The organism is Sphingomonas sp. CFBP 13733, from assembly GCF_014841795.1.
Classification (GTDB): Bacteria; Pseudomonadota; Alphaproteobacteria; order Sphingomonadales; family Sphingomonadaceae; genus Sphingomonas; species Sphingomonas aerolata.
Genome location: NZ_JACYUP010000001.1, coordinates 906927 through 928309 on the forward strand (window position 1 = coordinate 906927; position 21383 = coordinate 928309).

The following is a 21383-nucleotide window of genomic DNA, read 5'->3' on the forward strand; positions in this document are numbered from 1 at the left end:
GGCACGCAATGACCGATTTCGCTTCCCTGCTTCAGCCCGACCGCGGCCAGCCCGCCACGCCGATCCACGTCGTCCGTCCGGAGGAGTTTGCAAGCTGGCTCGGTGCTCAGCCTCCGCGCATCCGCACCGCGATCGCGGCCCATGGCCTGACCGGCAAGCCGGGCGACCGTGCCGTGCTCCCGGGCGACGCCCCCGATACATGGTCGATGCTGCTCGTCTGTGACGAGGCGATGTCGTCGCCGTGGCGGATCGCCTCGCTCGGTGCTTCACTCCCCGCGGGCACTTACCGCCTTGCGCAGGGCGACGTGGGGGGTGCCGGACTCGGCTGGATGCTCGCACAGCATCAGTTCGATCGCTATCGCAAACCCGCCGCCAAGCCCGCGCGCGTGTTGCTGACGAGCGAAGTCGCGTCGATCGAGCCGACGATCCGTCTTGCCGAGGCAACCGCAATGGTCCGCGACCTTGTCAACACCGGCGCATCGGATCTCGGCCCCGCCGAGCTCGAGACGGCGGTCGAAGCGCTCGCCGCACGGCATGGCGCGACCGTCACGACGACGCGCGGCGACGCGCTCGCCAGCGGCTATCCGATGATCCACGCGGTCGGCCAGGCAGCATCGGCGGCACGCGCGCCCCGGCTGATCGAGCTCGAATGGGGCGATCCGACACATCCACGCGTCGCGCTGGTCGGCAAGGGGGTCTGCTTCGACTCGGGCGGTCTCGACATCAAGCCGTCGGCGGGCATGCGGCTGATGAAGAAGGACATGGGCGGCGCCGCGCACACGCTCGCCCTGGCCGGGCTGGTGATGGGCGCAAAGCTCCCCGTCCGTCTCCACCTGCTCATCCCCGCGGTCGAGAACGCGATTGCCGGCAATGCCTTCCGCCCGGGCGACGTGCTCGACACGCGACAGGGCATGACGGTCGAGAATACCAATACCGATGCCGAGGGGCGGCTCGTTCTCGGCGACGCACTGACCCGCGCGGTCGAGCACCGGCCCGCGCTGATCCTCGATTTCGCCACGCTGACGGGCGCGGCGCGGGTCGCGCTCGGCCCCGATCTTCCGCCGTTGTTCACCGACGACGAGACGCTCGCGGCAGAACTGATCGCCGCCAGCCACGCACAAGCCGACCCGCTCTGGCGGATGCCGCTGTGGAACGGGTATGACGACATGCTAAAGTCGGACATCGCCGATCTGGTCAACGCCCCCGATGGCGGCTTTGCCGGCGCGATCACCGCGGCGCTGTTCCTGCGCCGCTTCGTGCCGCCCGGCATCGCCTGGGCGCATCTCGACGTCTTCGCCTGGCGCCCGGTTGCGAAGCCCGGCCGCCCCAAGGGGGGCGAGGCCTATGCCTTGCGCGCCGCCTTCGCGATGCTGAGCACGCGGTACGGCACCTCTTGACCAAAGGCCTGACGCGGCACGCCCGAAGACAGGGCGTGCCGCGCTCTCGGCGGATCAGCCGGCGCCGTCGATGCCCGCCGCGGCCTCGATGATAGGGACGAACTTGTCCGCAGTCAGGCTCGCGCCACCGACCAGAGCGCCGTCGACATTCGCGGTCGCCAGAATGGCGGCTGCGTTGCTGCCGGTCACCGACCCGCCATAGAGGATCCGCACCCCCGCTGCCGCATCGCCGATCAGCATGCGCAGCTTCGCCCGCGCGATCGCATGGATCGCGGCGATCTCGTCGAGGGTCGGCGTACGCCCGGTACCAATCGCCCAGCGCGGCTCATAGGCCAGCGTGAACCAGCTCCCGTCCGCATTGTCGGGCACCGACTTCTCGATCTGCGCCTGCACGACACGTTCGGCCCGGTCGGCATCGCGTTCGGCCTCGGTTTCGCCGCAGCACAGGATGACGCGCAGCCCCTGCCGCCGCGCCGCCGCCGCCTTCGCCCAGGCGTCGTGGCTGGTTTCGTGCTGGTCAGCACGGCGTTCCGAATGACCGACGATCGTGAAGCGCGCACCCGCTTCCTTCACCATCCCCGCCGACACGCAACCCGTATGCGCGCCCGAATCGGCCTCGTGCACATCCTCGGCACCGATCGCGAGCGCCGGCGCGCGATCAGCCGCCGCGGCGATCAGCGTGAAGGGCACGGCAATTTCAACATCGACGTCCGGCGCTGCCGCCGCCGCCGCCGCGATCGCGTCGAGTTCGGCCAGCGCCGCGCGCGACCCGTTCATCTTCCAGTTTCCCGCTACCAACTTGCGCCGCATCGCACTCTCCCGATCATCATCGGTCCCGGATAGCGCCGACACGGAACGGCACAAGCTTGAAGCGCGCCGATGCGCACCGTAAAGCGGAAGGAACTCAGTCCCTGTCGATCGGCCATTCATGCTCAGTTTCTTCCGCCGCCTCACCCAGTCGAGGTTCGGCGTGATCATCACCTTCGGCCTCCTCGGCGTCATCGCACTCGCCTTCGCGGCGGGTGACATGACCGGGTTGGGCGGCGGAACAAGCGGCATCGCTGCGGACGACGTCGCCACGGTCGGCAAGGCGGACGTGACGGCGAACGAGCTTCGCACGCGTGTCCAGACCGAGATGGAAGGGTTCCGCCAGCAGCAGCCGACGCTCGACATGGCAAGCTATGTCCAGCAAGGCGGCTTCGACGGCACGCTAGACCGCATCACGGCGAGCCTCGCGCTCGAGCAGTTCGGCCGGCAGCAGGGCATGGTCGTCAGCAAGCGCGCGGTCGACGGGCAGATTGCCAGCATCCCCGCACTGCAGGGCCCGACCGGCAAGTTTGATCCGTCCCTGTATCAGCGCGTGCTGGTCGAACGAAAGCTGACCGACGCGCAGATTCGCGCCGATATCGTCCGCGACACCTATGCGCAGCAGCTGATCCTGCCGACGCGCGGCGCGTCGCAGGTCCCCAGCCAGCTCGCCCTCCCCTTCGCCTCCTTGCTGCTCGAGAAGCGCAGCGGTCTCGTCGGCTTCATCCCGACCGCCGCGGTGCCCGCCGGCCCTGCGCCGACCGACGCCGAACTGAACGCCTTCTACCGTCGCAACGTCGCGCGCTACACGATCCCCGAACGCCGCGTCATCCGCTACGCCGTCGTCGACGCGGCACAGGTGAAGGCGCAGGCCGTCCCGACCGACGCCGAAATCGCTGCCCAGTATCAGCAGGATCGCGCACGCTACGCCCCGACGGAGAAGCGCACGATCACGCAGGTCGTCGTCGCCGATCAGGCGGGCGCCGCTGCGATCGCTGCCAAGGTGAAGGCCGGAACCGCGATCGCCGATGCCGCCCGCGCCGCCGGGCTCGAGGCATCGACCCAGACGGGTGTCGAAAAGACCGCCTATGCCGGCACGACCAGCCCGCAGGTCGCGGATGCCGTGTTCGCGGCAGCGAATGCCGCGGTTGTCGGCCCCGTCCGTACGCCGCTCGGCTGGACGATCGCTCGCATCGATTCGATCCAGAACGTCCCCGCCAAGACGCTCGACCAGGCACGGGGCGAGATCGCCACAGCACTCAGCGCGCAAAAGGCACAGGCAGCGCTCGGCAAGATCCATGACGCGATCGACGACGGCCTGTCGGACAATGCGACGTTCGACGAGATCATCGCGGACCGCAAGCTGACCGCGATCACCACGCCCGGCCTCGTCGCCAACGGCACCAACCCCGACGCGCCCGCCACCCAGCCCGACGCCGCTCTAGCGCCGATCGTCAGTGCCGCGTTCCAGGCCGCCGAGGGCGATGCGCCGCAGATGGTCCAGACCGGGTCGGACGGCAGCTTCGCGGTCGTCGCGCTCGGCCGCGTCGTTCGCGCCGCACCCCGTCCGCTCGCACAGGTCCGTCCTGCCGTGATGCGCGACCTGATGGCTGACCGCGCCAGCCAGGCCGCCCGTAAATATGCCAATGCCGCACTGGCACGGATCAACAAGGGTATGCCGCTGCAGCAGGCGCTGGGGCAGTCGGGCTTCCCGGTCCCGCCCGCGCGTCCCGTCACGGCGTCGCGCGCGCAGATCATGCAGAACCCCGAAAACACCCCGCCCGTGCTGCGCCTGATGTTCAGCATGGCGCAGGGTACCGCCAAGACGATCGCCGGCCCCGATGGCTGGTTCGTGGTCAAACTCGACAAGATCGATCGCGGCAACGCGACCGGCAACCAGGCGGCGATCCAGGCCGCTCGCGGTTCGATCGCGCGCAGCGTCGGTCGCGAATATGTCGACCAGTTCGTCAAGGCCGTCCGCGCGCAGGTCGGCGTGAAGACCAATCCGAAGGCCGTCGCCCGCGTCCGTGCCGAACTGCTGGCACAGGGTGGTTCCAATAACTGAGCTCGCACGCGCGGCGCTCGCCGCCGGACGCCCCGCCCTTGTCTGGCGGCGGCAGGTCGCCGACACGGAGACGCCGGTCGCCGCCGCCCTCAAGCTCATTGAGCCGGGGCGTGGCGACTTCCTGCTCGAATCGGTCGAGGGCGGCGCAACGCGTGGACGGCACAGTCTGATCGGCCTCGCGCCCGATCTGCTGTTTCGTGCCGCGGGTCATCGTGCCGAGATCAACCGTCACTGGTCGACCGATCGCGAGGCGTTCGAACCCTGTGCGCTGCCCACGCTCGATGCCCTGCGCGCTCTCGTCGCCGAATGCCGCAGCGACGTCCCGGAAGAGCTGCCGCGCGCGCTCGCCAGTCTGGTCGGGTATTTCGGCTATGAGACGGTCGGCCTGGTCGAGGCCTTGCCGCAACCCGACCGCGACCCGCTCGGCCTGCCCGACATGATCTTCGTGCGTCCCTCGGTGGTTCTTGTTTTCGACCGGCTCGCCGACGCGCTGTTTCTGGTCGCCCCCGCCTGGCCGGATCCCGCGATGGATCCCGCCACGATCGTCGCGCGTGCCGAGGAGCGGCTCGACGCCGTCGCCGCGAAGCTCATGACCACGCCGGTACCGGCGCCGGTCCGGGCGGTCTCACCCGAGCCGTCCTACACGCCGGCGCTGTCGCCGGATCGCTACGGCGCGATGGTCGCGCGTGCGAAGGACTATATCGTGGCCGGGGACATCTTTCAGGTCGTCCTTGCCCAGCGCTTCAGCACGCCGTTCACGCTCCCGCCGTTCGAACTCTATCGTTCGCTCCGGCGGATCAATCCGTCGCCTTTCCTCTATCACCTCGATCTTCCCGGCTTCGCGCTGATCGGATCCTCACCCGAGATCCTCGTCCGCGTCCGCGACGACGAGGTGACGATCCGCCCGATTGCCGGGACCCGCCCGCGGGGCCGCAGTGCTGCGGAAGACGAGGCGAACCGGACCAGCCTGCTCGCCGATCCGAAGGAACGCGCCGAGCATCTGATGCTGCTCGACCTCGGCCGCAACGATGTCGGACGGGCATCGGCGCCGGGATCGGTCCGCGTCACGGCGAGCTACGGCGTCGAATTCTACAGTCATGTCATGCACATTGTCTCGAACGTCGTCGGGTCGCTCGCGCCCGGCAGCGACGCGCTCGACGCGCTGTTCGCGGGGTTCCCCGCCGGCACGGTCAGCGGCGCACCCAAAGTCCGGGCGTGCCAGATCATTGCCGAACTCGAACCCGAACGGCGGGGCGCCTATGCCGGCGGCGTCGGCTATTTCTCCCCCGACGGATCGATGGACTCGTGCATCGTGTTGCGGACCGCCGTCGTGAAGGACGGGATGATCCATGCACAGGCCGGGGCGGGAATCGTCGCCGACAGCGATCCCGTGTCCGAACAGCGCGAATGCGAGGCCAAGGCCGGGGCGATCCTCGCCGCCGCCCGCGAAGCGGTCGCGCGCGCCGGCGGGATGTCCTACGGGCAGTAATCCCGCCATCGTTCGACAAACACAGTAAAAGGCCGCGGGCGTCAGGTGACGACCGCGGCCTAGGATCCGGATAACGCTCGCTGTGGCGTCAGGGATCGATAGCCTGCCCGGCAGCCTGCGCACGACGCTCGGCCGAATAGGCGCGGGCACGCGCGAGCGCACATCCCGACTGTCCGCCTGTACCGACCGGCGAACAGGTGTCCGGCAACCCGCCCGCGACGCGGCCGACCTGGTCAACGGTCGCAGCCCGGTTGACCCAGCTCTGGTTCTGCGCGGCGATCGGTGCGGTATCGCGCAGTTCCTTGGGGATACGATAGGGTTGGTCAAGCGTCGAACAGACGACGATCTCGCCATTGGTCGATGTCGGGCACTTCTGCCCAGCCCCGAGCGTGACGCTGCGGATCCGCTGCGGGGGCTGGCCTTGTTCGGCCGTCTGCTCCTGCGCCGAAGCGAGGGCGGGAAGCGCGATCAGCGCGGCGAGGACGGTGAGACGGAACATTGGTGGAAAACTCCTTGCAGACAGACAACGTCTGCCGCCGCATGTTGCTCCGTGCTGAATAGCATGCCCCGCGCGTAGCCCGTCAGCGATTATGGCGGGCATGGTGTGTAGCAGCCGCCGATGCGCATCCCCGTTGCACCGGCTTCGACTTCGTCTATGGCGAACGCATGATCCTGGTCGTCGACAATTACGACAGCTTCACCTGGAACCTCGTCCATTATCTGATGGAACTGGGTGTCGAGGTGGAGGTCGTCCGCAACGATGCGATCTCCGCTGGACAGGCCCTGTCGTCCGGCGCGGAGGCGTTTCTCATTTCCCCCGGCCCCTGCACGCCGACCGAAGCGGGCGTCAGCCTCGACCTCGTCGCCGCCTGCGCCGATGCCGGCAAACCGCTGCTCGGCGTCTGTCTCGGCCATCAGGCGATCGGGCAGCATTTCGGCGGCAAGGTCGAACGTGGCGGCCTGATGCACGGCAAGACGTCGCCGGTCGTCCATGACGACACCGGCCTCTATGCCGGCCTGCCTTCGCCGTTTATCGCGACGCGCTATCACTCACTGATCGTCAACGCGGTCCCCGATACGCTGGTCGTAAACGCGACCGCGCAGGATGGCAGCGTGATGGGGTTCCGCCACACGACGCTGCCGATCCACGGGGTGCAGTTCCATCCCGAGAGCATCGCGACCGAACACGGCCACGCGATGCTCGCCAATTTCCTGACGCTCGCGGGGATTTCGCATCAGCTGCCCGGCCGCCTGCGCGAGGGGCTCGATCGATGACGACCACGGTGCTCCTGCCCGATCCGACGACGCCGCTGTCGCGCGAGACCGCGCGTGCGGCGTTTGCCGATATCCTCGACGCGCGCGCCAGCGAGGACGCGATCGCTGCATTCCTGATCGCCATGTCCGAGCGTGGCGAGACCAGTATCGAGATCGCCGAGGCCGCGCGTGCGCTGCGTGAGCGGATGATCCCGATCGATGCGCCGCCGGGTGCGATCGACGTCTGCGGCACCGGCGGCGATGGCCACCATACGCTCAACGTCTCGACCGCGGTCGCGCTCGTCGTCGCGGCGTGCGGCGTCCCCGTCGCCAAGCACGGCAACCGTGCCGCCTCGAGCAAGGCCGGCGCCGCCGATACGCTCGAAGTCCTCGGCCTCGACATGGACCGGGCGGGCGCAACCGCCGAGGCCAGCCTGCGCGACATCGGCATCGCCTTCCTGTTCGCCGCCAATCACCATCCGGCGATGAGGCGGATCACCCCGATCCGTCAGCGTATCGCCAGGCGTACGATCTTCAACCTCATGGGCCCCCTCGCCAATCCGGCGAGAACGACAAGGCAGCTGATCGGCATCGCGCGGCCCGATTATGTCCCGCTCTACGCCGATGCCCTCGCCCAGCTCGGCACCCAGGCCGCACTCGTCGTCTCCGGCGAGGAAGGGCTCGACGAACTGTCCGGCGCGGGCCCCAGCGTCGTTGCGTCCATTGGAGACGTCGTGCTTCCCGCGCGCGTCACGCCCGACGATGCAGCGTTGCCGCGGCATGCGATCACGGCAATTCGCGGCGGTGATGCCGCCCATAATGCAGAGGCGCTCCGCCGCCTGCTGAAGGGCGAGGCGGGCGCCTACCGCGACGCCGTCCTGCTCAACGCCGCCGCGGCCTTGATGGTCGCCGGGACCGTCCCCACCCTTGTCGCGGGCGCGGCGCTGGCCGCCACCGCCCTCGACACCGGCAGCGCCGACGCGCTGCTCGACCGCTGGATCGACTACTGACATGACCATGCTCGACCGTATCCTCGAGACCAAGCGCGCCGAAGTCGCCGCGCGCAAGGCCACCACATCGCTGTCGGACATCGACGCCGGCATCGCCCGCATGTCCGCGCCGCGCGGCTTCCGCGCTGCGCTCGATGCGAAGTCGGGCTATGCCTTGGTCGCCGAGGTCAAGAAGGCCAGTCCGTCCAAGGGGCTGATCCGCGCCGATTTCGATCCCCCCGCGCATGCCCGCGCCTATGAGGCGGGCGGTGCCGCCTGCCTCTCGGTGCTGACCGACGAAAAATGGTTCCAGGGCGCTGACGCCTATCTGTCCGCCGCGCGTGACGCCGTGTCGATTCCGGTGCTGCGCAAGGACTTCATGGTCGACCCGTGGCAGGCGACCGAGGCGCGCGCGATCGGTGCCGATGCGATCCTGATCATCGTCGCCGCGCTCGACGATATCCAGATGGCGGAGATCGAGGCCTCCGCGCTCGAATGCGGGATGGACGTACTCGTCGAGATCCACGACGCGCACGAACTCGATCGCGCGCTCAAGCTCAAGTCGCGGCTGATCGGGGTCAACAACCGCGACCTGCGCGACTTCACGGTCGATTTCCAACGGACCTACGATCTGGTCGACAAGGCCCCGCGCGACTGTACCTTTGTTGCCGAAAGCGGGCTGACGACGCGCGCCGACCTCGACGCGATGGCCGAGCGCGGGATCCGGTGCTTCCTGATCGGGGAAGCGCTTATGCGCCAGGACGATGTCGAGGCCGCGACGCGGGCGCTGGTCGGATGAGCCAGCTGACGCATGTCGATGCGGCGGGTGCCGCGCGGATGGTCGATGTCGGCGGCAAGACGCCGACCGCACGCGAGGCCGTCGCGACCGGCCGGATCACCATGTCGGCCGAGGCCGCGCGCGCGATCGCCGAGGGCTCGGCCAAGAAGGGTGACGTCATCGCCGTCGCCCGCGTTGCGGGGATCATGGCCGCCAAGCGGACCAGTGATCTGATCCCTCTGTGCCACCCGCTGCCGCTGACCAAGATCACGCTCGACCTCGACGTCGACGACAGCGGTGTCACCGCGACCGCAACCGTCGCGACCGACGGCAAGACCGGCGTCGAGATGGAGGCGCTCACCGCGGTCGGCGTTGCACTGCTGACGGTCTACGACATGGCTAAGGCGATCGACAAGGCGATGGAGATCGACGGGATCCGCCTGCTCGAAAAGCGCGGCGGGAAATCCGGGGACTGGTCTGCACCGCGCTGACGCGGGCAGACCAGTCTTCCGTCGTTACAGCCCGATCTGCAGGCTTGCGCGCAGCGACAACGCGGCGCGTCCCTGCTGCTCCTCGGCAAGGAATTCGCCGCCGAAGCGGAACGCCGCATTGCCGCCGACCGCGCGCAGCTTGCCGACCCAGCCGCTGGTCCGCTCCTCGGGTGTCAGCGTGAACGCGGTCCCGCCGGCAAAGGCCGCGGTCGTCGCACCCAGCCCCCCGCCAACGAGCTCGCGTCGTCCGCCCTCAAGCTCGAAGCGGAACCAGCCTGCGTCCTGGTTCTGCTCCCCGAGATCGAGACCCAGCGCCGCGCTGCCGGTGACCGCCAGTTCGTCGCTGCTGCGCGACTGGACGACCAGATCGATCGCGGTGCCGCCCCCGGTTTCGCTATAGCCGTCCTCCTTCAGCTTGTAATAATCGACCGCGATGATCGGCCGGAACGAGATATTGCCCAGATCGGCATCATAGGACAGGCCGCCCGATGCCGAGTAGAGCGTGCCGTTCCAGTCCGCGCTCGATACGCGCTGGACCGCCTCGGTCCCTGCGGTGCCGGCGAAACGCCGTACCCCGTCAAAACCGATCCTGGCACCCGAGGCGCGGGCATTGGCGTTCAGCCCGCCCCAGTGCCCACGCCAATAGGCCGCGAGCTCATACTGATTGGAACTGACTTCGTTGCTGGTCCCCTCATCGGCATCGCGGCCGCTGAGATAGGCGAGCGACGCACCGATATTGCCCAGCCCGGTCTTGTATTCGGCCCCGCCCGAGACGCCCCAGCCGGTCACGTCATAGCCGCCGGTATCGCCGATGCTCTTCGACGTGCCCCAGCCGACCTGGCTGACCCAATAGCCCCACTGCCCCTCGTCCTTGAACGGGCCGTGCGGGTCGGCGATCACCCGGGCGGTGGCGCGCGAGCCCATGGTCACGGTCTCGAACGTCCCGCCGGCATGATCCGGAAGCATCTGGCGCAGCGAACCGCGAAATACGTCGCCGTCATTGATGTTCAGGAACGCCTGGCCGACCTTGGCGTCGGTGCCGAGCGCCGCATAGACTGCGTTGTAGGCGGAGGTCTGCGAGCGGTTGAGGCCGAGTTCGACCGTAGTCTTGCGGACGATGTCGATCGCAACGTCGTTGCCAGTGCCCGTCGCGACGTTCCCCTTGTACAGGAACGGCAACAGCGTGGTCGAGGCGGTCAGGTTTGCCGCGCCGGTCAGGCTCCCCGCGCGCAGGACCGTGTACCGCCCTTCCGCACCGGTGATGCTGGCGAGCTTGAGCGCGAGCTTGGTGTCCTTCTCGAACGATGCCACCCCGGCGACGGTGATCGACGTCCCCGTCCCCCCGGTCTTGTCCAGCGTCACCGCGAGCACGCTGCCCGAACCCATCGCCAGCGACGCGATCGTCGTCGCCTTGGTCAGGTCGAGCGTACCGCCTGCGACCGTCACCGCCAGCCCGCCGCTGTTGGCGAGCGTGCCCGAAAAGCGCGACGTCCCGCCAATGGTCAGCGTGTCCGCCCCGCCACCGAAATCCGCCGCGCCGCTGAACACCGCGGTACCGGCAAGCGCCATCGCGTCATTGCCGGTGCCGAAGAGCGCCGTCCCCGCATAGGCTGCGTCGCCCGACAGCGCGAGACGGTTTGCGCCGCCGCCGAACCGGGTCGTGCCCGACACGGTGCCATCGGCGATCTCGAAAACGTCGTTCCCCGTACCGAAGCGGACGTCGCCGACGATGCTCGGCGCCGTGACGCCCGCCGCGACCGCGGTCTGGCGGACGGTTGCGCCCGCCGTCGTTGCGGACAGGTCGATCGCGACGTTGCGCTCCGACGTCGCGAGTGCACCGCTTGCGGTGATCGCCCCGCTATTCTCCACCAGCGTCACCCGGCCGGACCGGTCGAGGATCGCGGTGGCGCTGCCATCGGCCGCCTGTGCGCTCGCCTTGATCGTCCCGCTGTTGCGGATCGTGCCGACCGTCGCGCCCGCCTCGATCAGGACCGCGCTCGACAGCGATGCGGTCGTGCCGCCGCCCGCCGCCGCGATCGTCCCGGCATTGCGCAGTTCGGGAGTCGTCGTGCCGCTGCCGATCCGGATCGCGGTCGCACTCGCCCCATTGGCCTGTGCCTGGACCGTGCCGTTGACCGCGATCCCGTTGGCGATCGACACGCTGCCACCAAGGCCGCCGATCGAGAGGCCGGTCGCGGTGATACCCGCATAGACACCGCTGCCACCGATGCCGCCATCGACGATCAGCCCGAAATTCGTGCCGCTGCCCGCGACTGCGCCGATCGCGACCGCATTGGTCGCCGACCCGATCTGGACCGCGGGCGCCGCACCATAGGCGGTCACCGACGCCGATCCTTCCTTGCTGTCGTCGATCCCGTCCTTGTCCTCGTCATTGTCGGTCGTGCTGGCATCCTTTGGCGGCACCGCGAAGATGATCCCGCCCGACACGTTGCCCGCGACGACCAGTGCCGAGCCGCCCTGCAACAGGTCGTCGGCATCGAGCTTCGACGGATCCGCCGGCGCGGTCGTGGTACGGTAGCCGGTTGCGCCGAGCGCACCCTGCACCACCAGTGCGCCGGTGATCGCGCCGTCGAGCCGCACCGCCACGGCCCCCTGCCCGATCGCCGCGACCGTTCCGGCGAGCCGGACGTTGCCGGTAATGTCCCCCGTCCGCACGCCGACGACGTTCGTCCCCGTCACCGCAACCGTGCCCTCGGTCTTGAGCGCGCCGGACAGCGGGCCGCCGAGCCAGATCCCTGCGGACTCGTTCCCTTCGACCGTGATCGCGCCCGTGTTGGTGATGGCACCACTATAGGCGCCCGCGGTGCGGATGCCGGTCCGGCCGCTGCCCGCCGCGAAGGGCCCATCGAGATCGCCATCCTTGTCGACGTCGGTCGCTTCATAGGTCTCGTCGACGATGATCTTGCCGCTGTTCGTGATGCCGCCGCCGGTCCCCGCCACCGCGAGAATGCTCGTCGCATTGTCCGCATTGGTGATCTGGACGGTGCCTTCGTTGGTGACGGCGTGCACGCTGTCGATCGTCACCGCCGTGCCGCCGGCAGGGGTCACCGATCCCGCGGCCGTGATCCGGATCGCATCCGGCGCCCCGGCCTTCACGGTCGAGGTCCGCACCGCATCGGTGCGCTTGGTCTCGATCGTGGTCTGCGCGTGGGCCGGAACGACCGCCATCAGGCAGGTAGAGGCAAGCAGGATACGACGCATGAACCAGGTCCCTTTTCGAATATGTTTCGAACACAGGACGGAACCATTGCCGCGCAGCCTTGCCGGGCTGCGCAGCTTTTCAGAATGCCGCGTCTATCCCGAGGCGCAACGTGCGGGGACGCAACGGCGTGATCTGGCCGCTGCCGATCTGGAACGGCGTGCCCAGCGCGAAGCGATTGCCGGTGCCATCCGTCAGATTGGTTACGCCGAGCGTGAAGCCGAGTGTCGGCCGGCCGACGCGCATTGTCAGCGCGGTATCGAGATAATCGCCCTGCTCCTCCCCGAGCACCGGGCCGATACCGAGCCGGGAGCGGCCGACATAACGCGCCCAGCCATAAACCCGCAGATCGAGGTCACCGCGGAGCGGCCGGCTATAGTCGAGCCCCAGCCGCCCTGCGAACCGGGCGATATTGGGAACCTGGCTCATGCGCGCGACTGCCAGGACATAGGCCTGGCTGGGTTCGGTCACCCGGCTGTCGTTATAGGTCAGCCCGGCGTCGATCGTGAGCCCGGCGACCGGTCGCCAGGCGGCCGCCGCGCTTGCCGACCAGATCCGGCCGTTGCCGATATTGGCAGTGCTCGGCAGCCCCGACCCGTCGATGAAGTCCGCCTGGATATCGTCCCACAGCGTATGTGACAGCCCGGCCGACACGGATACCGGATCAATCCCGCTCTGCCCGAACCGTATGCCGCTTTCGATCGTGCGGACCCGGTCGTTGCGGAACCGCCGGACGAAGTCGCTCTCGATCGCCAAGCCGCCGGGCCGGAACCCCTGCTGGTATCGGGCATAGAGCGACAGCCGCGGCAGCACGGTTGCGATCAGCGATCCGGAAGGCAACAGGCTGGTCTCGCGACGACTGGCGGTGACCTGCGCCCTTGCCAGCGTGACCGGGGCGAGGGCCTCCGCCAGATCTTGGCCCGTCCCCGACAGCGCGGCCCGTGTCACGCGCGCGCCGCCGGTCGCGATCAATCCGGGGAACAGCGCGACGCTGGCCTCGCCATAGAGCGTCGCCTCGTCGATCCGGTTGGTGACGCCCGTCACGGGCACCGGTGCGTCGACTGCGCCGAGTGCGCGCGACAGCCGCGTACGGTTGTGCGTGAAGCTGCCGCCCACCACCCAGCCGAAGCCGGCGCGCATCGGCCGCCACAACCGGGTCTCGTTGGTCACCATCGCGGTCGCGTTGCGCTGCACGAACAGCCGCGGATCGCCGTTCACCATGGTGGCGTCATAGCGTTCCGTCAGCGTCTGCCCCACGATCGCCGTCGACGATCGCAGCATCAGTCCGCCAAGCGTGCCCGACACGACCAGATCACCCATCCGGTAGTCCGCACCGAAGCCCTGCACGACGGCACTGTTCCGCGTGCGGGGCGGGGCATCGCGATCGGTATACTGGCTGTCGTCGCCGCGGGTCCGCTGGTACACGCCGCCCAGATCGAGCGTCCAGTTGCGCCCCAGATCGACGCGCAGCGTACCCCGCCAGCCGGCGATGCGGGTGCGGTTCACGTCGCTCTGCCCGAGCGTCGGGTTGTCAATATACCCGCCCTCCGTCACCGCATAGCCCACGATGCGCAGCGCCATCCGGCCCTCCATCACGGGCAGGTTGAGCGTCGCGCCGATGTCGCCGCCGGGGTCGCCATGCGTCGTCGCGGACACGCCCGTCGCGATGGCGGCCGTCGTGTCGTCGATCACCGGCGCATTGGGAACGGTGCGGATGATGCCACCGAGCGATCCTGCGCCGTACAGCGTGCCCTGTGGCCCCTCGAGCACCTCGACCGAGGCGATATCGTAGAGCCGCAGGTCGGGATCGGGCGCGTTGTAGCTGAGCCGGATGTCGCCGAGATACTGGCCGACAGTCGTCTGCGTCGGCCCGGTGAAGCTTGAGTCCGCGATGCCTCGAATGAACAGCTTGTTGCGCCCCGCACCGAGATGCGTCGACGACACGCTCGCCAGCCGCGCCAGCACCGCGTCGCTGCCCCCCGCGCCGCCAAGCGCCAGGTCGATTCCATCGAGGTGCGCGACCTGCCCGGCGAAATCGCGCAGCCGGGTGTCCCGCTTGCTCGCGGCGACGATGATATCGGCCCCTGCGATGGTCGGTACTGCCGACGCAGCATTCGCGGTCGCCCCCGGAAGCCGGCGCTGTGCCGCACGTGGCGGCGCGGCACGCGCGACCAGACGCCACCCCCCAGCCCCTGCGGACCGTATCGTCGACCCCGTCGACCGTGCGAGCTTTGCGAGCGCCTGCCGCGCCGTGAAGCGTCCCCGGATCGCGGGGACGGGGCGTGCCCACAGGACCGGGTCGTCGACGGCGATGCTGACCCCCGCCTGCCGCCCCAGTGCCAGGACGGAGTCGCCCAGCCGGCCCGCGCGAAGGTCGAGCGACACCGGCCCCGCCGCAGCCGACGCAGCGGTCAGCCCGGCGATCGCCACCGCAACGACAAAGACCCCGCCCCGCCGGATCACCGTGCCGACATCGTCCAACCCTGTGCGGACCGCCGCATCGTCACGTCGAGCAGCACGGCGAGCGGCATGGGATCACGCGCGAGCCCGGCCGTGGCGATCGTCGCACGGACGCGGCGATTGGCGACGTCCGGCGCCACCGTGATCGTGATGCCCAGTGTTCGCGACAGATCGTCCGCGACTTCGGTCATTGGCGTATTTTCGAACGCCAGCCGCCCCTCGCGCCACGATCCGACCGCCGTGGCATCGACCGTGATCCGCATCACACCGCCGCGCGTGGCCACCACACCCTGCCCCGCCGTCATCCGGATCGCGTTCGGACCCGGATCATAGTCAACCGCACCTTCGGACACGGCAACGCGCATGCCGTCGCTGGTCCGCTTGACGTCGAAGGCCGTGCCGACATCGACCAGCCGCGTCTCGCCGACCAGGACCTCGAACGGATCCGCCGCATCATGCGCGACGACGAACATCGCCTCGCCACGATCGAGCGTCGCGATGCGCGCGTCACGTCGATCGATCGTCACGCGGGACCCGCCGGCCAGCATGATCCGGCTTCCCTCGGCAAGGAGGATCGTCCGCGCGGCCCCCGCCGCCGCCTCGACGGCATAGGGTTGGGGGCGGCGCTCATAGACCGAAAAGCCGGCGACGACCGCCAGCGATGCGGCGATCGCCCCACCGGCCCACCGTCCTATCCGCTTCGGCGCACGTCGTGACGGGCTGGCCATCGGCGGCGCCACCGCACCCGCCTGCGGCGCGCGCACCAGTGCGACGCCATCATCGATCGCGGCGCTCAGCGCATGATAGCGCGTGGCATGCGTCGGGTCCGCCTCCATCCAAGCCATGAAGCCGGGCCAGTCGTCGAATGCGGGATCGCCCGTCCGCACGATCCAGTCGAGCGCCTGTGCGTCCAATGCGGTGTCGTCCTGCGCCATCATGGCCTCCTGACTGGCTTGACGGAGACGTTCGCCTCAAACCTCATCGAGCCGCCCTTTCAACGCGATCATCGCACGATAGGCTTGCCGCAGATCACTTTCGACGGTGCTGAGGCTCACGCCCATCTCGTCCGCGATCGCACGTTGGGCGATCCCGTCGATCCGGTGGCGGCGAAACACCGCCGCGGCACGTTCGCCGACCGCCTCCAGCGCGCGCGCTGCCATCCGCGCCTCTTCGCGCGCGATCAGCACGCGCTCACCCGATGGCGCATCGGACTGGCCCGCGACCGTGGCGCCGACCGCGTCGCTCCAGTCATTATCGCGTCGGGCGGCCTGCCGGACCGCGCGATGACGGTCGAGCATGAGATTGTGCGCCGCGCGGTACAGATAGGCTAGCGGCGCCGCGATCGGCCCGCCGCGCGGCGTTCGCACGCGGATCCAGAGCTCGTGCAAAAGGTCTTCCGCCGCATCCCCCGCGCCATGCGCCGACAGAAAGCGGAGCAGCGTATCGCGGTTGGCGAGGAAGACGGCCTCCAGACCCTGCGTGTCCATCCGTCGCCTATACCGTAAGAGAAAACGTCACGACCATGGCGGATGCTCGGCCGCAGGCGGCGAGCGCTAGCCCCTCACGGATGCGCGCGTCGCGGGCCCGGTGTTGCCTCAGCCTGCAACGTCGACCGGATGCGTCGCGATGATCGTCGGTCGCGCGGCGGCGAGATCGCGCGAGGCTACGCCCAGCGCCTTGAAATGGTCGGACGCCATGTGCGCCTGAACCGCGGCATCGTCGACATACAGCTCGTTGAACACGAAACGCCGGTCGCCATCGGCCTCGCGCCACAGGTCGTAGTGGAGCACCCCCGGTTCATTCCGCGACGCCGCGGCGCAGATGCGGGCGGCGTCGATGAACGCCTCCTCATGGCCGGGCTTGACGGAAACGAACGCAATGACCTTCACGGGCATATCGACCTCCTGGGCGTGATTTCGCCACAGCCTGTGCGCGCGCCGCGGATGGCGCGCAACCCCGCGACCATGTCAGACGCCCAGTTCCGCCATCGTCACGACCCGGTGCTCGCGCGCGCTGATCTCCGCCGCGGTACCGATCGCGACCGCGCGCAGGCCATCCTCCGCGGTGACCTGTACCGGTCCCTCGCCGCGCACGGCGGCGGCAAAAGCGGCGTGCTGATAATAGGTTGCGCCTTCGTGCGAGCCTGCGGCCCGGGCCGCCGGATCGACCGAGACATGACTGCGCTCGACCGCCTTGGGGTTGAGAAATCCGACCCGTGGCGAATAGACGAGTTCGCCTGCAGGAATCAGCACGTCGAGCCGCGCCGCATCGCCCGTCGCCGACATCTCCTCCTGATTCTCCGCACCATCGGCGAACATGCTGAGATCGAGCATCGCCCGCACGCCGTTCGCGAAATCGACCGTCGTATAGCTGTTGTCGATGATGTCCGGGCGCTCGCCGTCATAAAGTTCGTCGAGATGGTTCACGTCCATCGCGCCCGAGCAATGGACGCGCACCGCTTCCGACCCGACGATCAGCCGCATCAGATCGAAGAAGTGACAGCATTTCTCGACCATCGTCCCGCCGGTGTTCCGGGAAAACCGGTTCCAGTCGCCGACCTTGGGCAGGAAGGGAAAGCGGTGCTCGCGGATCGACAGCATCTGCAACCGGCCGACCCGGCCCGCCTGGACCTGCTCGATAAAGGCGGCTGCGGGCGGCATGAAGCGATACTCCATCCCGGTCCAGAACGGCTTGGCGTGTGCGGCGGCACGCTCGACGATCCACCGCGCATCGTCGATCGTCGTCGCCAGCGGCTTCTCGCACAGGATCGCGGCGTCCATCGCGAATAGCTGCTCGAGCACATCGCGGTGGGTGTTGTTCGGCGACGCGATGACGATCGCATCGACATCGGCGCGCTTCGCAAACGACTCGACCGAGTCGAACCGCGCGACGCCATCGGCCTGGTCGCCGAGCGCCTCGGTCGCCCAGTCGATCGAGGTCGCGACCGGATCCGCGATCGCGACGATCTCTGCACCGGGCAGGATCGCCAGGTTGCGAATGTGTTCGACGCCCATCATGCCCGTTCCGACGACACCGTATCTGATCGTGGCTACCAAGCTGTCTATCCCTATGCCATGAGCCGTCGGCATGACGACGATCCGCCTTTCCAACGACCTTCGCCCGCTCGGCAAGAGCGAAATCCTTGTTTCGCCGATAGCCTGGGGCATGTGGCGGCTGGCCGGAGAAACCGCGCCGGTCCACGCGATGATCGACGCGGCGCTGGGTGCGGGGATCAACTTCTTCGACACCGCCGACATCTATGGCTGCGACGTCCCGGCGGGCTTCGGCTCGGCGGAGGCGCTGTTCGGTCGCGCGCTGGCCGAGGACCGGAGCCTGCGCGCAAACATGGTGATCGCGACCAAGGCGGGCATCCGTCCCGGCATCCCGTATAATTCCAGTGCAGACTATCTGGCCGACGCCCTCGACGCGTCGCTGACGCGCATGGCGATCGAACAGGTCGATCTGTACCAGATCCACCGCCGCGACTTTATGACCCATCCGCAGGAGGTCGCCGAGGCGCTGACGCGCATGGTCGAGGCGGGCAAGGTGCGCAGCATCGGCGTCTCGAACTACAGCGTCCACGAATTCGCCGCGTTGCAGGCGTTTCTTGGCCAGCCGATCGTCAGCACCCAGCCCGAGTTTTCCCCGCTCCAGACCGCACCCCTGTTCGATGGCACGCTTGATCAGGCGATGGCGCACGACGTCGCGGTGATGGCGTGGTCGCCGCTTGGCGGGGGCCGGCTGGCGCAGGGCGATCACCCGGCGGCAGCGCTGCTCGCCGAGCATGGCGCGCGCTACGGCGTCGACGCCGCGACCGCGACCCTCGCCTGGATCATGGCGCATCCGGCGCGGATCATCCCGATCGTCGGCTCGCAGACCCCCGCGCGGATCGCAGCCTCGGCCGATGCGTACAAGGTCGAATGGACCCGCAGCGAATGGTATGCGGTGCTGCAGGCCGGCATGGGCGTCTCGCTGCCATGATCGATCCGTCGGCAAGCCTTCCGCCCTGCGAGATCAGCTGGTTTTCGGCGCTGTGCGACGATGATTACGAGTTTCTCGGCGTACCCGACCCTGCGCTGAAATCGAGCTGGGAGCATTGCCGCGACATCGTGATGCAGGCCGAGACGGCGGGATACGACAACATCCTGCTGCCTTCGGGCTATACGCTCGGCATCGACACGACCGCGTTCGCCGCGGGCATCGCACCGATGCTCAAGAGATTGCGGTTGCTGATGGCGGTACGGATCGGCGAAAGCTGGCCGCCGCAGCTCGCCCGGCAGATCGCGACGATCGACCAGATGCTCGGCGGCCGGCTGGCAATCAACATCATTTCCAGCGACCTGCCCGGCGAAACGCTCGCAAGCGCGCCACGCTATGCGCGCACCGTCGAGGCGATGCACATCCTGCGCACGCTGCTCGACGGCAAGCCGCTCGACCATGACGGCGACTTCTGGAAGCTGAAGCTCGATCCTCCCCGGACGATCACCGTGTCGGGGCGCTGTCCCGCGCTTTATTTCGGTGGCCTGTCCGAGGCGGCGCGGGAAGCCGCGGCGACCAATGCCGACGTCTATCTGATGTGGCCCGACACGATGGACGGCGTTCGTGCGATCATCGCCGACCTGCGTGCCCGCGCCGCACGTCACGGCCGCACGCTGCGCTTCGGCTACCGTGTCCATGTTGTCGTCCGCGACACCGAGGCCGAAGCCCGCGCCGCGGCCGATCGTCTGCTGTCAAAGCTCGACGATGCCGAAGGCCAGGCGATCCGCGCGCGTTCGCTCGATTCTCAGTCCGCCGGCGTCCGTCGCCAGGCCGAACTGCGCGAGGGATCCGACGATGGCTATGCCGAGGCGAATCTGTGGACCGGGATCGGCCGCGCACGGTCGGGATGCGGTGCCGCGATCGTCGGCGATCCGGATCAGGTGCTCGCCAAGCTCAACGCCTACCGGGCCGAAGGAATCGATGCGTTCATCCTGTCGGGCTATCCGCACGCCGCCGAGGCCGACCTGTTCGCACGCCACGTGCTGCCGCGGATCGAGCATGGTCCCTTGGTCGTCTAGGACGCAGGCCTGCCCGCTGAGACCGACTGAAATCAAATAACCGACGCGGACAAGAGAAACTGGCTCGCATCCATCGTCCTCTTGTCCATGCTGGCCCGCTATGACTTTGCCCACCAAGACCGTCGCACAACTCAGCGCCCGTGGCCGCACATTGCTGTTCGCGCTGGTCGTCACCGCCGGCATCCTCAACCTCGTCGATCGCCAGATCATCGCCGTGCTGAAGCCGACGATCGCCGCCGATCTCGGCTGGAGCGACGATGATTACGGGACGCTCGCCGCCTGGTTCCAGGGCGGCGCCGCGTTCGCGTTCCTGTTCACCGGCTGGATCGTCGACAAGCTCGGGGTGAAATGGGCGAACCCGATCGGTGTCGCGGCGTGGAGCATCGCCGCGATGGCGCATGGCTGGGCGCGATCGATGACCGAGTTCGTGATGATCCGCGTCAGCTTGGGCGCGACCGAGGCGATGGGCACGCCGACCGGGATCAAGACGATCGCGTCGGTGCTGCCCAAGAACTGGCGATCGAGCGGGTTCGGCGCGACCAATGCGGCCAACAGCATCGGTGCGATCCTGGCGCCGCTGGCTATTCCGGGCGTCGCGCTGCTCGTCGGCTGGCGGGGGACGTTCGTCGTCGCAGGCGCGCTCGGGCTCGTCTGGGCAGCGGTCTGGCTGATCGCGACCCGTCGCCTGCGCTTCACCTCGCAGCCCGTGGGCGCCGTAGATGCCGCGGCACCGGTCGGCGACTATGGCCCGATCCTGCGCAATCGCCAGACCTGGGCGATCGCGGTCGCCAAGATCCTGTCCGACGCGACCTGGTGGCTGATGCTCTTCTGGTTGCCCGACTTTTTCCACCGCCAATTTGGGCTGAGCGGAGTCGCGCTCGGCGTGCCGCTGGCCATCGCCTATGGCGGCGCGGCGGTCGGCTCGCTGCTCGGGGGCGGCGTGGCGACCCGGTTGCTGAGCCTCGGCTACAGCGTCAACGCCGTCCGCAAGGGCATATTGCTGGTTGCCGCGCTCTGCGTCCTGCCCGTGCCGCTCGTGCTTTACGTCGGCAGTTATCCCGTCACGATCGCGCTGATGGCGCTGACGCTCGCCGCGCACCAGGCGTTCTCGACCAACCTGTTCGCGCTGATCGCCGACGTCGTCCCGCAGGACAAGCTTGGCCGGGTCACCGCGTTCGGCTCGTTCAGCGGCAATGTCGGTGGTATGGTGATCGCCAAGGTCGCCGGCCTCGTACTGACCGCCGGGCTCGGCTACCTGCCGCTGTTTCTGTTCGCCAGCGTCTCCTATCTGCTCGCGGTCGGCTGGATCCAGCTGCTGCTGCCGCGGTTGCGCCCGGTCGAGGGGCACTAAAGCTGATACGATGCGGCTGCATCCA

The 21383-nt window shown here is 68.6% G+C and carries 18 protein-coding genes; 10 read left to right on the forward strand and 8 right to left on the reverse strand.

Annotated features, from left to right (window positions below; genetic code table 11):
• Positions 1–8 precede the first annotated feature (8 nt).
• Positions 9–1397, forward strand: a complete 1389-nt coding sequence (locus IFT71_RS03850) for a leucyl aminopeptidase family protein (protein WP_192139155.1) — start codon at positions 9–11, stop codon at positions 1395–1397.
• 54 nt (positions 1398–1451) lie between these two features.
• Here the strand turns inward: IFT71_RS03850 and tpiA are convergent, their stop codons facing one another.
• Positions 1452–2207 carry a triose-phosphate isomerase gene (tpiA, locus tag IFT71_RS03855; RefSeq protein ID WP_192139156.1) on the reverse strand — a complete coding sequence of 252 codons (756 nt, stop codon included), beginning with the start codon at positions 2205–2207 and terminating at the stop codon, positions 1452–1454.
• Between the two features lie 118 nt (positions 2208–2325).
• Between tpiA and IFT71_RS03860 the strand changes: the two genes are divergently transcribed.
• Both IFT71_RS03860 and IFT71_RS03865 read left to right on the forward strand, forming a co-directional pair.
• Positions 2326–4269 (forward strand): peptidylprolyl isomerase, encoded by a 1944-nt coding sequence (locus IFT71_RS03860; RefSeq protein ID WP_192139157.1) that lies wholly within the window; start codon positions 2326–2328, stop codon positions 4267–4269.
• A complete protein-coding gene (locus IFT71_RS03865) occupies positions 4253–5758 on the forward strand; it encodes a chorismate-binding protein (RefSeq protein ID WP_192139158.1) in 1506 nt (501 codons plus the stop codon). Before IFT71_RS03860 ends, IFT71_RS03865 begins: the two co-directional genes overlap by 17 nt.
• Positions 5759–5846: 88 nt before the next feature.
• Here IFT71_RS03865 and IFT71_RS03870 read toward each other — a convergent pair whose 3' ends face one another.
• Positions 5847–6257, reverse strand: a complete 411-nt coding sequence (locus IFT71_RS03870; RefSeq protein ID WP_031440380.1) for a hypothetical protein — start codon at positions 6255–6257, stop codon at positions 5847–5849.
• Positions 6258–6424: 167 nt separating this feature from the next.
• On the opposite strand from IFT71_RS03870, the gene IFT71_RS03875 reads away from it, so the two are divergent.
• Genes IFT71_RS03875 through moaC form a run of 4 tightly spaced genes read left to right on the forward strand, consistent with a single transcriptional unit; the run spans position 6425 to position 9270 of the window.
• The gene (locus IFT71_RS03875) at positions 6425–7033 is read left to right on the forward strand and encodes an anthranilate synthase component II (protein ID WP_192139159.1); all 609 of its coding nucleotides are present in this window, start codon (positions 6425–6427) and stop codon (positions 7031–7033) included.
• Entirely contained in the window at positions 7030–8022 is a 993-nt protein-coding gene (trpD, locus tag IFT71_RS03880; protein WP_192139160.1) for an anthranilate phosphoribosyltransferase, read from the forward strand. Before IFT71_RS03875 ends, trpD begins: the two co-directional genes overlap by 4 nt.
• A 1-nt stretch (position 8023) precedes the next feature.
• Positions 8024–8800, forward strand: a complete 777-nt coding sequence (trpC, locus tag IFT71_RS03885) for an indole-3-glycerol phosphate synthase TrpC (protein WP_031440383.1) — start codon at positions 8024–8026, stop codon at positions 8798–8800.
• Complete coding sequence (gene moaC / locus IFT71_RS03890; RefSeq protein WP_031396379.1) at positions 8797–9270, forward strand: cyclic pyranopterin monophosphate synthase MoaC; 474 nt, start codon at positions 8797–8799, stop codon at positions 9268–9270. Before trpC ends, moaC begins: the two co-directional genes overlap by 4 nt.
• A gap of 24 nt (positions 9271–9294) precedes the next feature.
• Here the strand turns inward: moaC and IFT71_RS03895 are convergent, their stop codons facing one another.
• From IFT71_RS03895 to IFT71_RS03920, 6 genes are all read right to left on the reverse strand, one after another.
• Positions 9295–12492: an autotransporter outer membrane beta-barrel domain-containing protein gene (locus tag IFT71_RS03895; protein WP_192139161.1), complete on the reverse strand. Its 3198-nt coding sequence runs from the start codon at positions 12490–12492 to the stop codon at positions 9295–9297.
• 79 nt (positions 12493–12571) lie between these two features.
• Positions 12572–14953: a TonB-dependent receptor gene (locus tag IFT71_RS03900; RefSeq protein ID WP_342212586.1), complete on the reverse strand. Its 2382-nt coding sequence runs from the start codon at positions 14951–14953 to the stop codon at positions 12572–12574.
• Positions 14950–15885 carry a FecR family protein gene (locus IFT71_RS03905; protein WP_192139162.1) on the reverse strand — a complete coding sequence of 312 codons (936 nt, stop codon included), beginning with the start codon at positions 15883–15885 and terminating at the stop codon, positions 14950–14952. Before IFT71_RS03905 ends, IFT71_RS03900 begins: the two co-directional genes overlap by 4 nt.
• Positions 15886–15921: 36 nt before the next feature.
• Entirely contained in the window at positions 15922–16437 is a 516-nt protein-coding gene (locus IFT71_RS03910) for an RNA polymerase sigma factor (RefSeq protein WP_056407618.1), read from the reverse strand.
• Positions 16438–16545: 108 nt separating this feature from the next.
• Positions 16546–16845 carry a putative quinol monooxygenase gene (locus IFT71_RS03915; protein ID WP_031394383.1) on the reverse strand — a complete coding sequence of 100 codons (300 nt, stop codon included), beginning with the start codon at positions 16843–16845 and terminating at the stop codon, positions 16546–16548.
• 72 nt (positions 16846–16917) lie between these two features.
• On the reverse strand, positions 16918–18006 hold the full coding sequence (locus IFT71_RS03920) for a Gfo/Idh/MocA family protein (protein ID WP_274602296.1): 1089 nt from the start codon (positions 18004–18006) through the stop codon (positions 16918–16920).
• A gap of 31 nt (positions 18007–18037) precedes the next feature.
• On the opposite strand from IFT71_RS03920, the gene IFT71_RS03925 reads away from it, so the two are divergent.
• The 3 genes from IFT71_RS03925 to IFT71_RS03935 all read left to right on the forward strand — a co-directional run bounded on the left by IFT71_RS03925 (position 18038) and on the right by IFT71_RS03935 (position 21358).
• Positions 18038–18931, forward strand: coding sequence for an aldo/keto reductase (locus IFT71_RS03925; RefSeq protein ID WP_192139163.1), 894 nt, complete (start codon positions 18038–18040; stop codon positions 18929–18931).
• Positions 18928–20007 (forward strand): LLM class flavin-dependent oxidoreductase, encoded by a 1080-nt coding sequence (locus IFT71_RS03930; protein ID WP_192139164.1) that lies wholly within the window; start codon positions 18928–18930, stop codon positions 20005–20007. Before IFT71_RS03925 ends, IFT71_RS03930 begins: the two co-directional genes overlap by 4 nt.
• Before the next feature lie 100 nt (positions 20008–20107).
• Positions 20108–21358 (forward strand): MFS transporter, encoded by a 1251-nt coding sequence (locus IFT71_RS03935; protein WP_192139165.1) that lies wholly within the window; start codon positions 20108–20110, stop codon positions 21356–21358.
• Positions 21359–21383 lie beyond the last annotated feature (25 nt).

What these genes read in the sequence shown, in the direction of transcription:
- IFT71_RS03850 (WP_192139155.1), top strand. Translation starts at nt 9, where the DNA reads ATGACCGATTTCGCTTCCCTGCTTCAGCCCGACCGCGGCCAGCCCGCC.
- tpiA (WP_192139156.1), bottom strand. Translation starts at nt 2,207, where the DNA reads ATGCGGCGCAAGTTGGTAGCGGGAAACTGGAAGATGAACGGGTCGCGC.
- IFT71_RS03860 (WP_192139157.1), top strand. Translation starts at nt 2,326, where the DNA reads ATGCTCAGTTTCTTCCGCCGCCTCACCCAGTCGAGGTTCGGCGTGATC.
- IFT71_RS03870 (WP_031440380.1), bottom strand. Translation starts at nt 6,257, where the DNA reads ATGTTCCGTCTCACCGTCCTCGCCGCGCTGATCGCGCTTCCCGCCCTC.
- IFT71_RS03875 (WP_192139159.1), top strand. Translation starts at nt 6,425, where the DNA reads ATGATCCTGGTCGTCGACAATTACGACAGCTTCACCTGGAACCTCGTC.
- trpD (WP_192139160.1), top strand. Translation starts at nt 7,030, where the DNA reads ATGACGACCACGGTGCTCCTGCCCGATCCGACGACGCCGCTGTCGCGC.
- trpC (WP_031440383.1), top strand. Translation starts at nt 8,024, where the DNA reads ATGACCATGCTCGACCGTATCCTCGAGACCAAGCGCGCCGAAGTCGCC.
- moaC (WP_031396379.1), top strand. Translation starts at nt 8,797, where the DNA reads ATGAGCCAGCTGACGCATGTCGATGCGGCGGGTGCCGCGCGGATGGTC.
- IFT71_RS03895 (WP_192139161.1), bottom strand. Translation starts at nt 12,492, where the DNA reads ATGCGTCGTATCCTGCTTGCCTCTACCTGCCTGATGGCGGTCGTTCCG.
- IFT71_RS03905 (WP_192139162.1), bottom strand. Translation starts at nt 15,885, where the DNA reads ATGGCGCAGGACGACACCGCATTGGACGCACAGGCGCTCGACTGGATC.
- IFT71_RS03910 (WP_056407618.1), bottom strand. Translation starts at nt 16,437, where the DNA reads ATGGACACGCAGGGTCTGGAGGCCGTCTTCCTCGCCAACCGCGATACG.
- IFT71_RS03915 (WP_031394383.1), bottom strand. Translation starts at nt 16,845, where the DNA reads ATGCCCGTGAAGGTCATTGCGTTCGTTTCCGTCAAGCCCGGCCATGAG.
- IFT71_RS03925 (WP_192139163.1), top strand. Translation starts at nt 18,038, where the DNA reads ATGACGACGATCCGCCTTTCCAACGACCTTCGCCCGCTCGGCAAGAGC.
- IFT71_RS03930 (WP_192139164.1), top strand. Translation starts at nt 18,928, where the DNA reads ATGATCGATCCGTCGGCAAGCCTTCCGCCCTGCGAGATCAGCTGGTTT.
- IFT71_RS03935 (WP_192139165.1), top strand. Translation starts at nt 20,108, where the DNA reads ATGACTTTGCCCACCAAGACCGTCGCACAACTCAGCGCCCGTGGCCGC.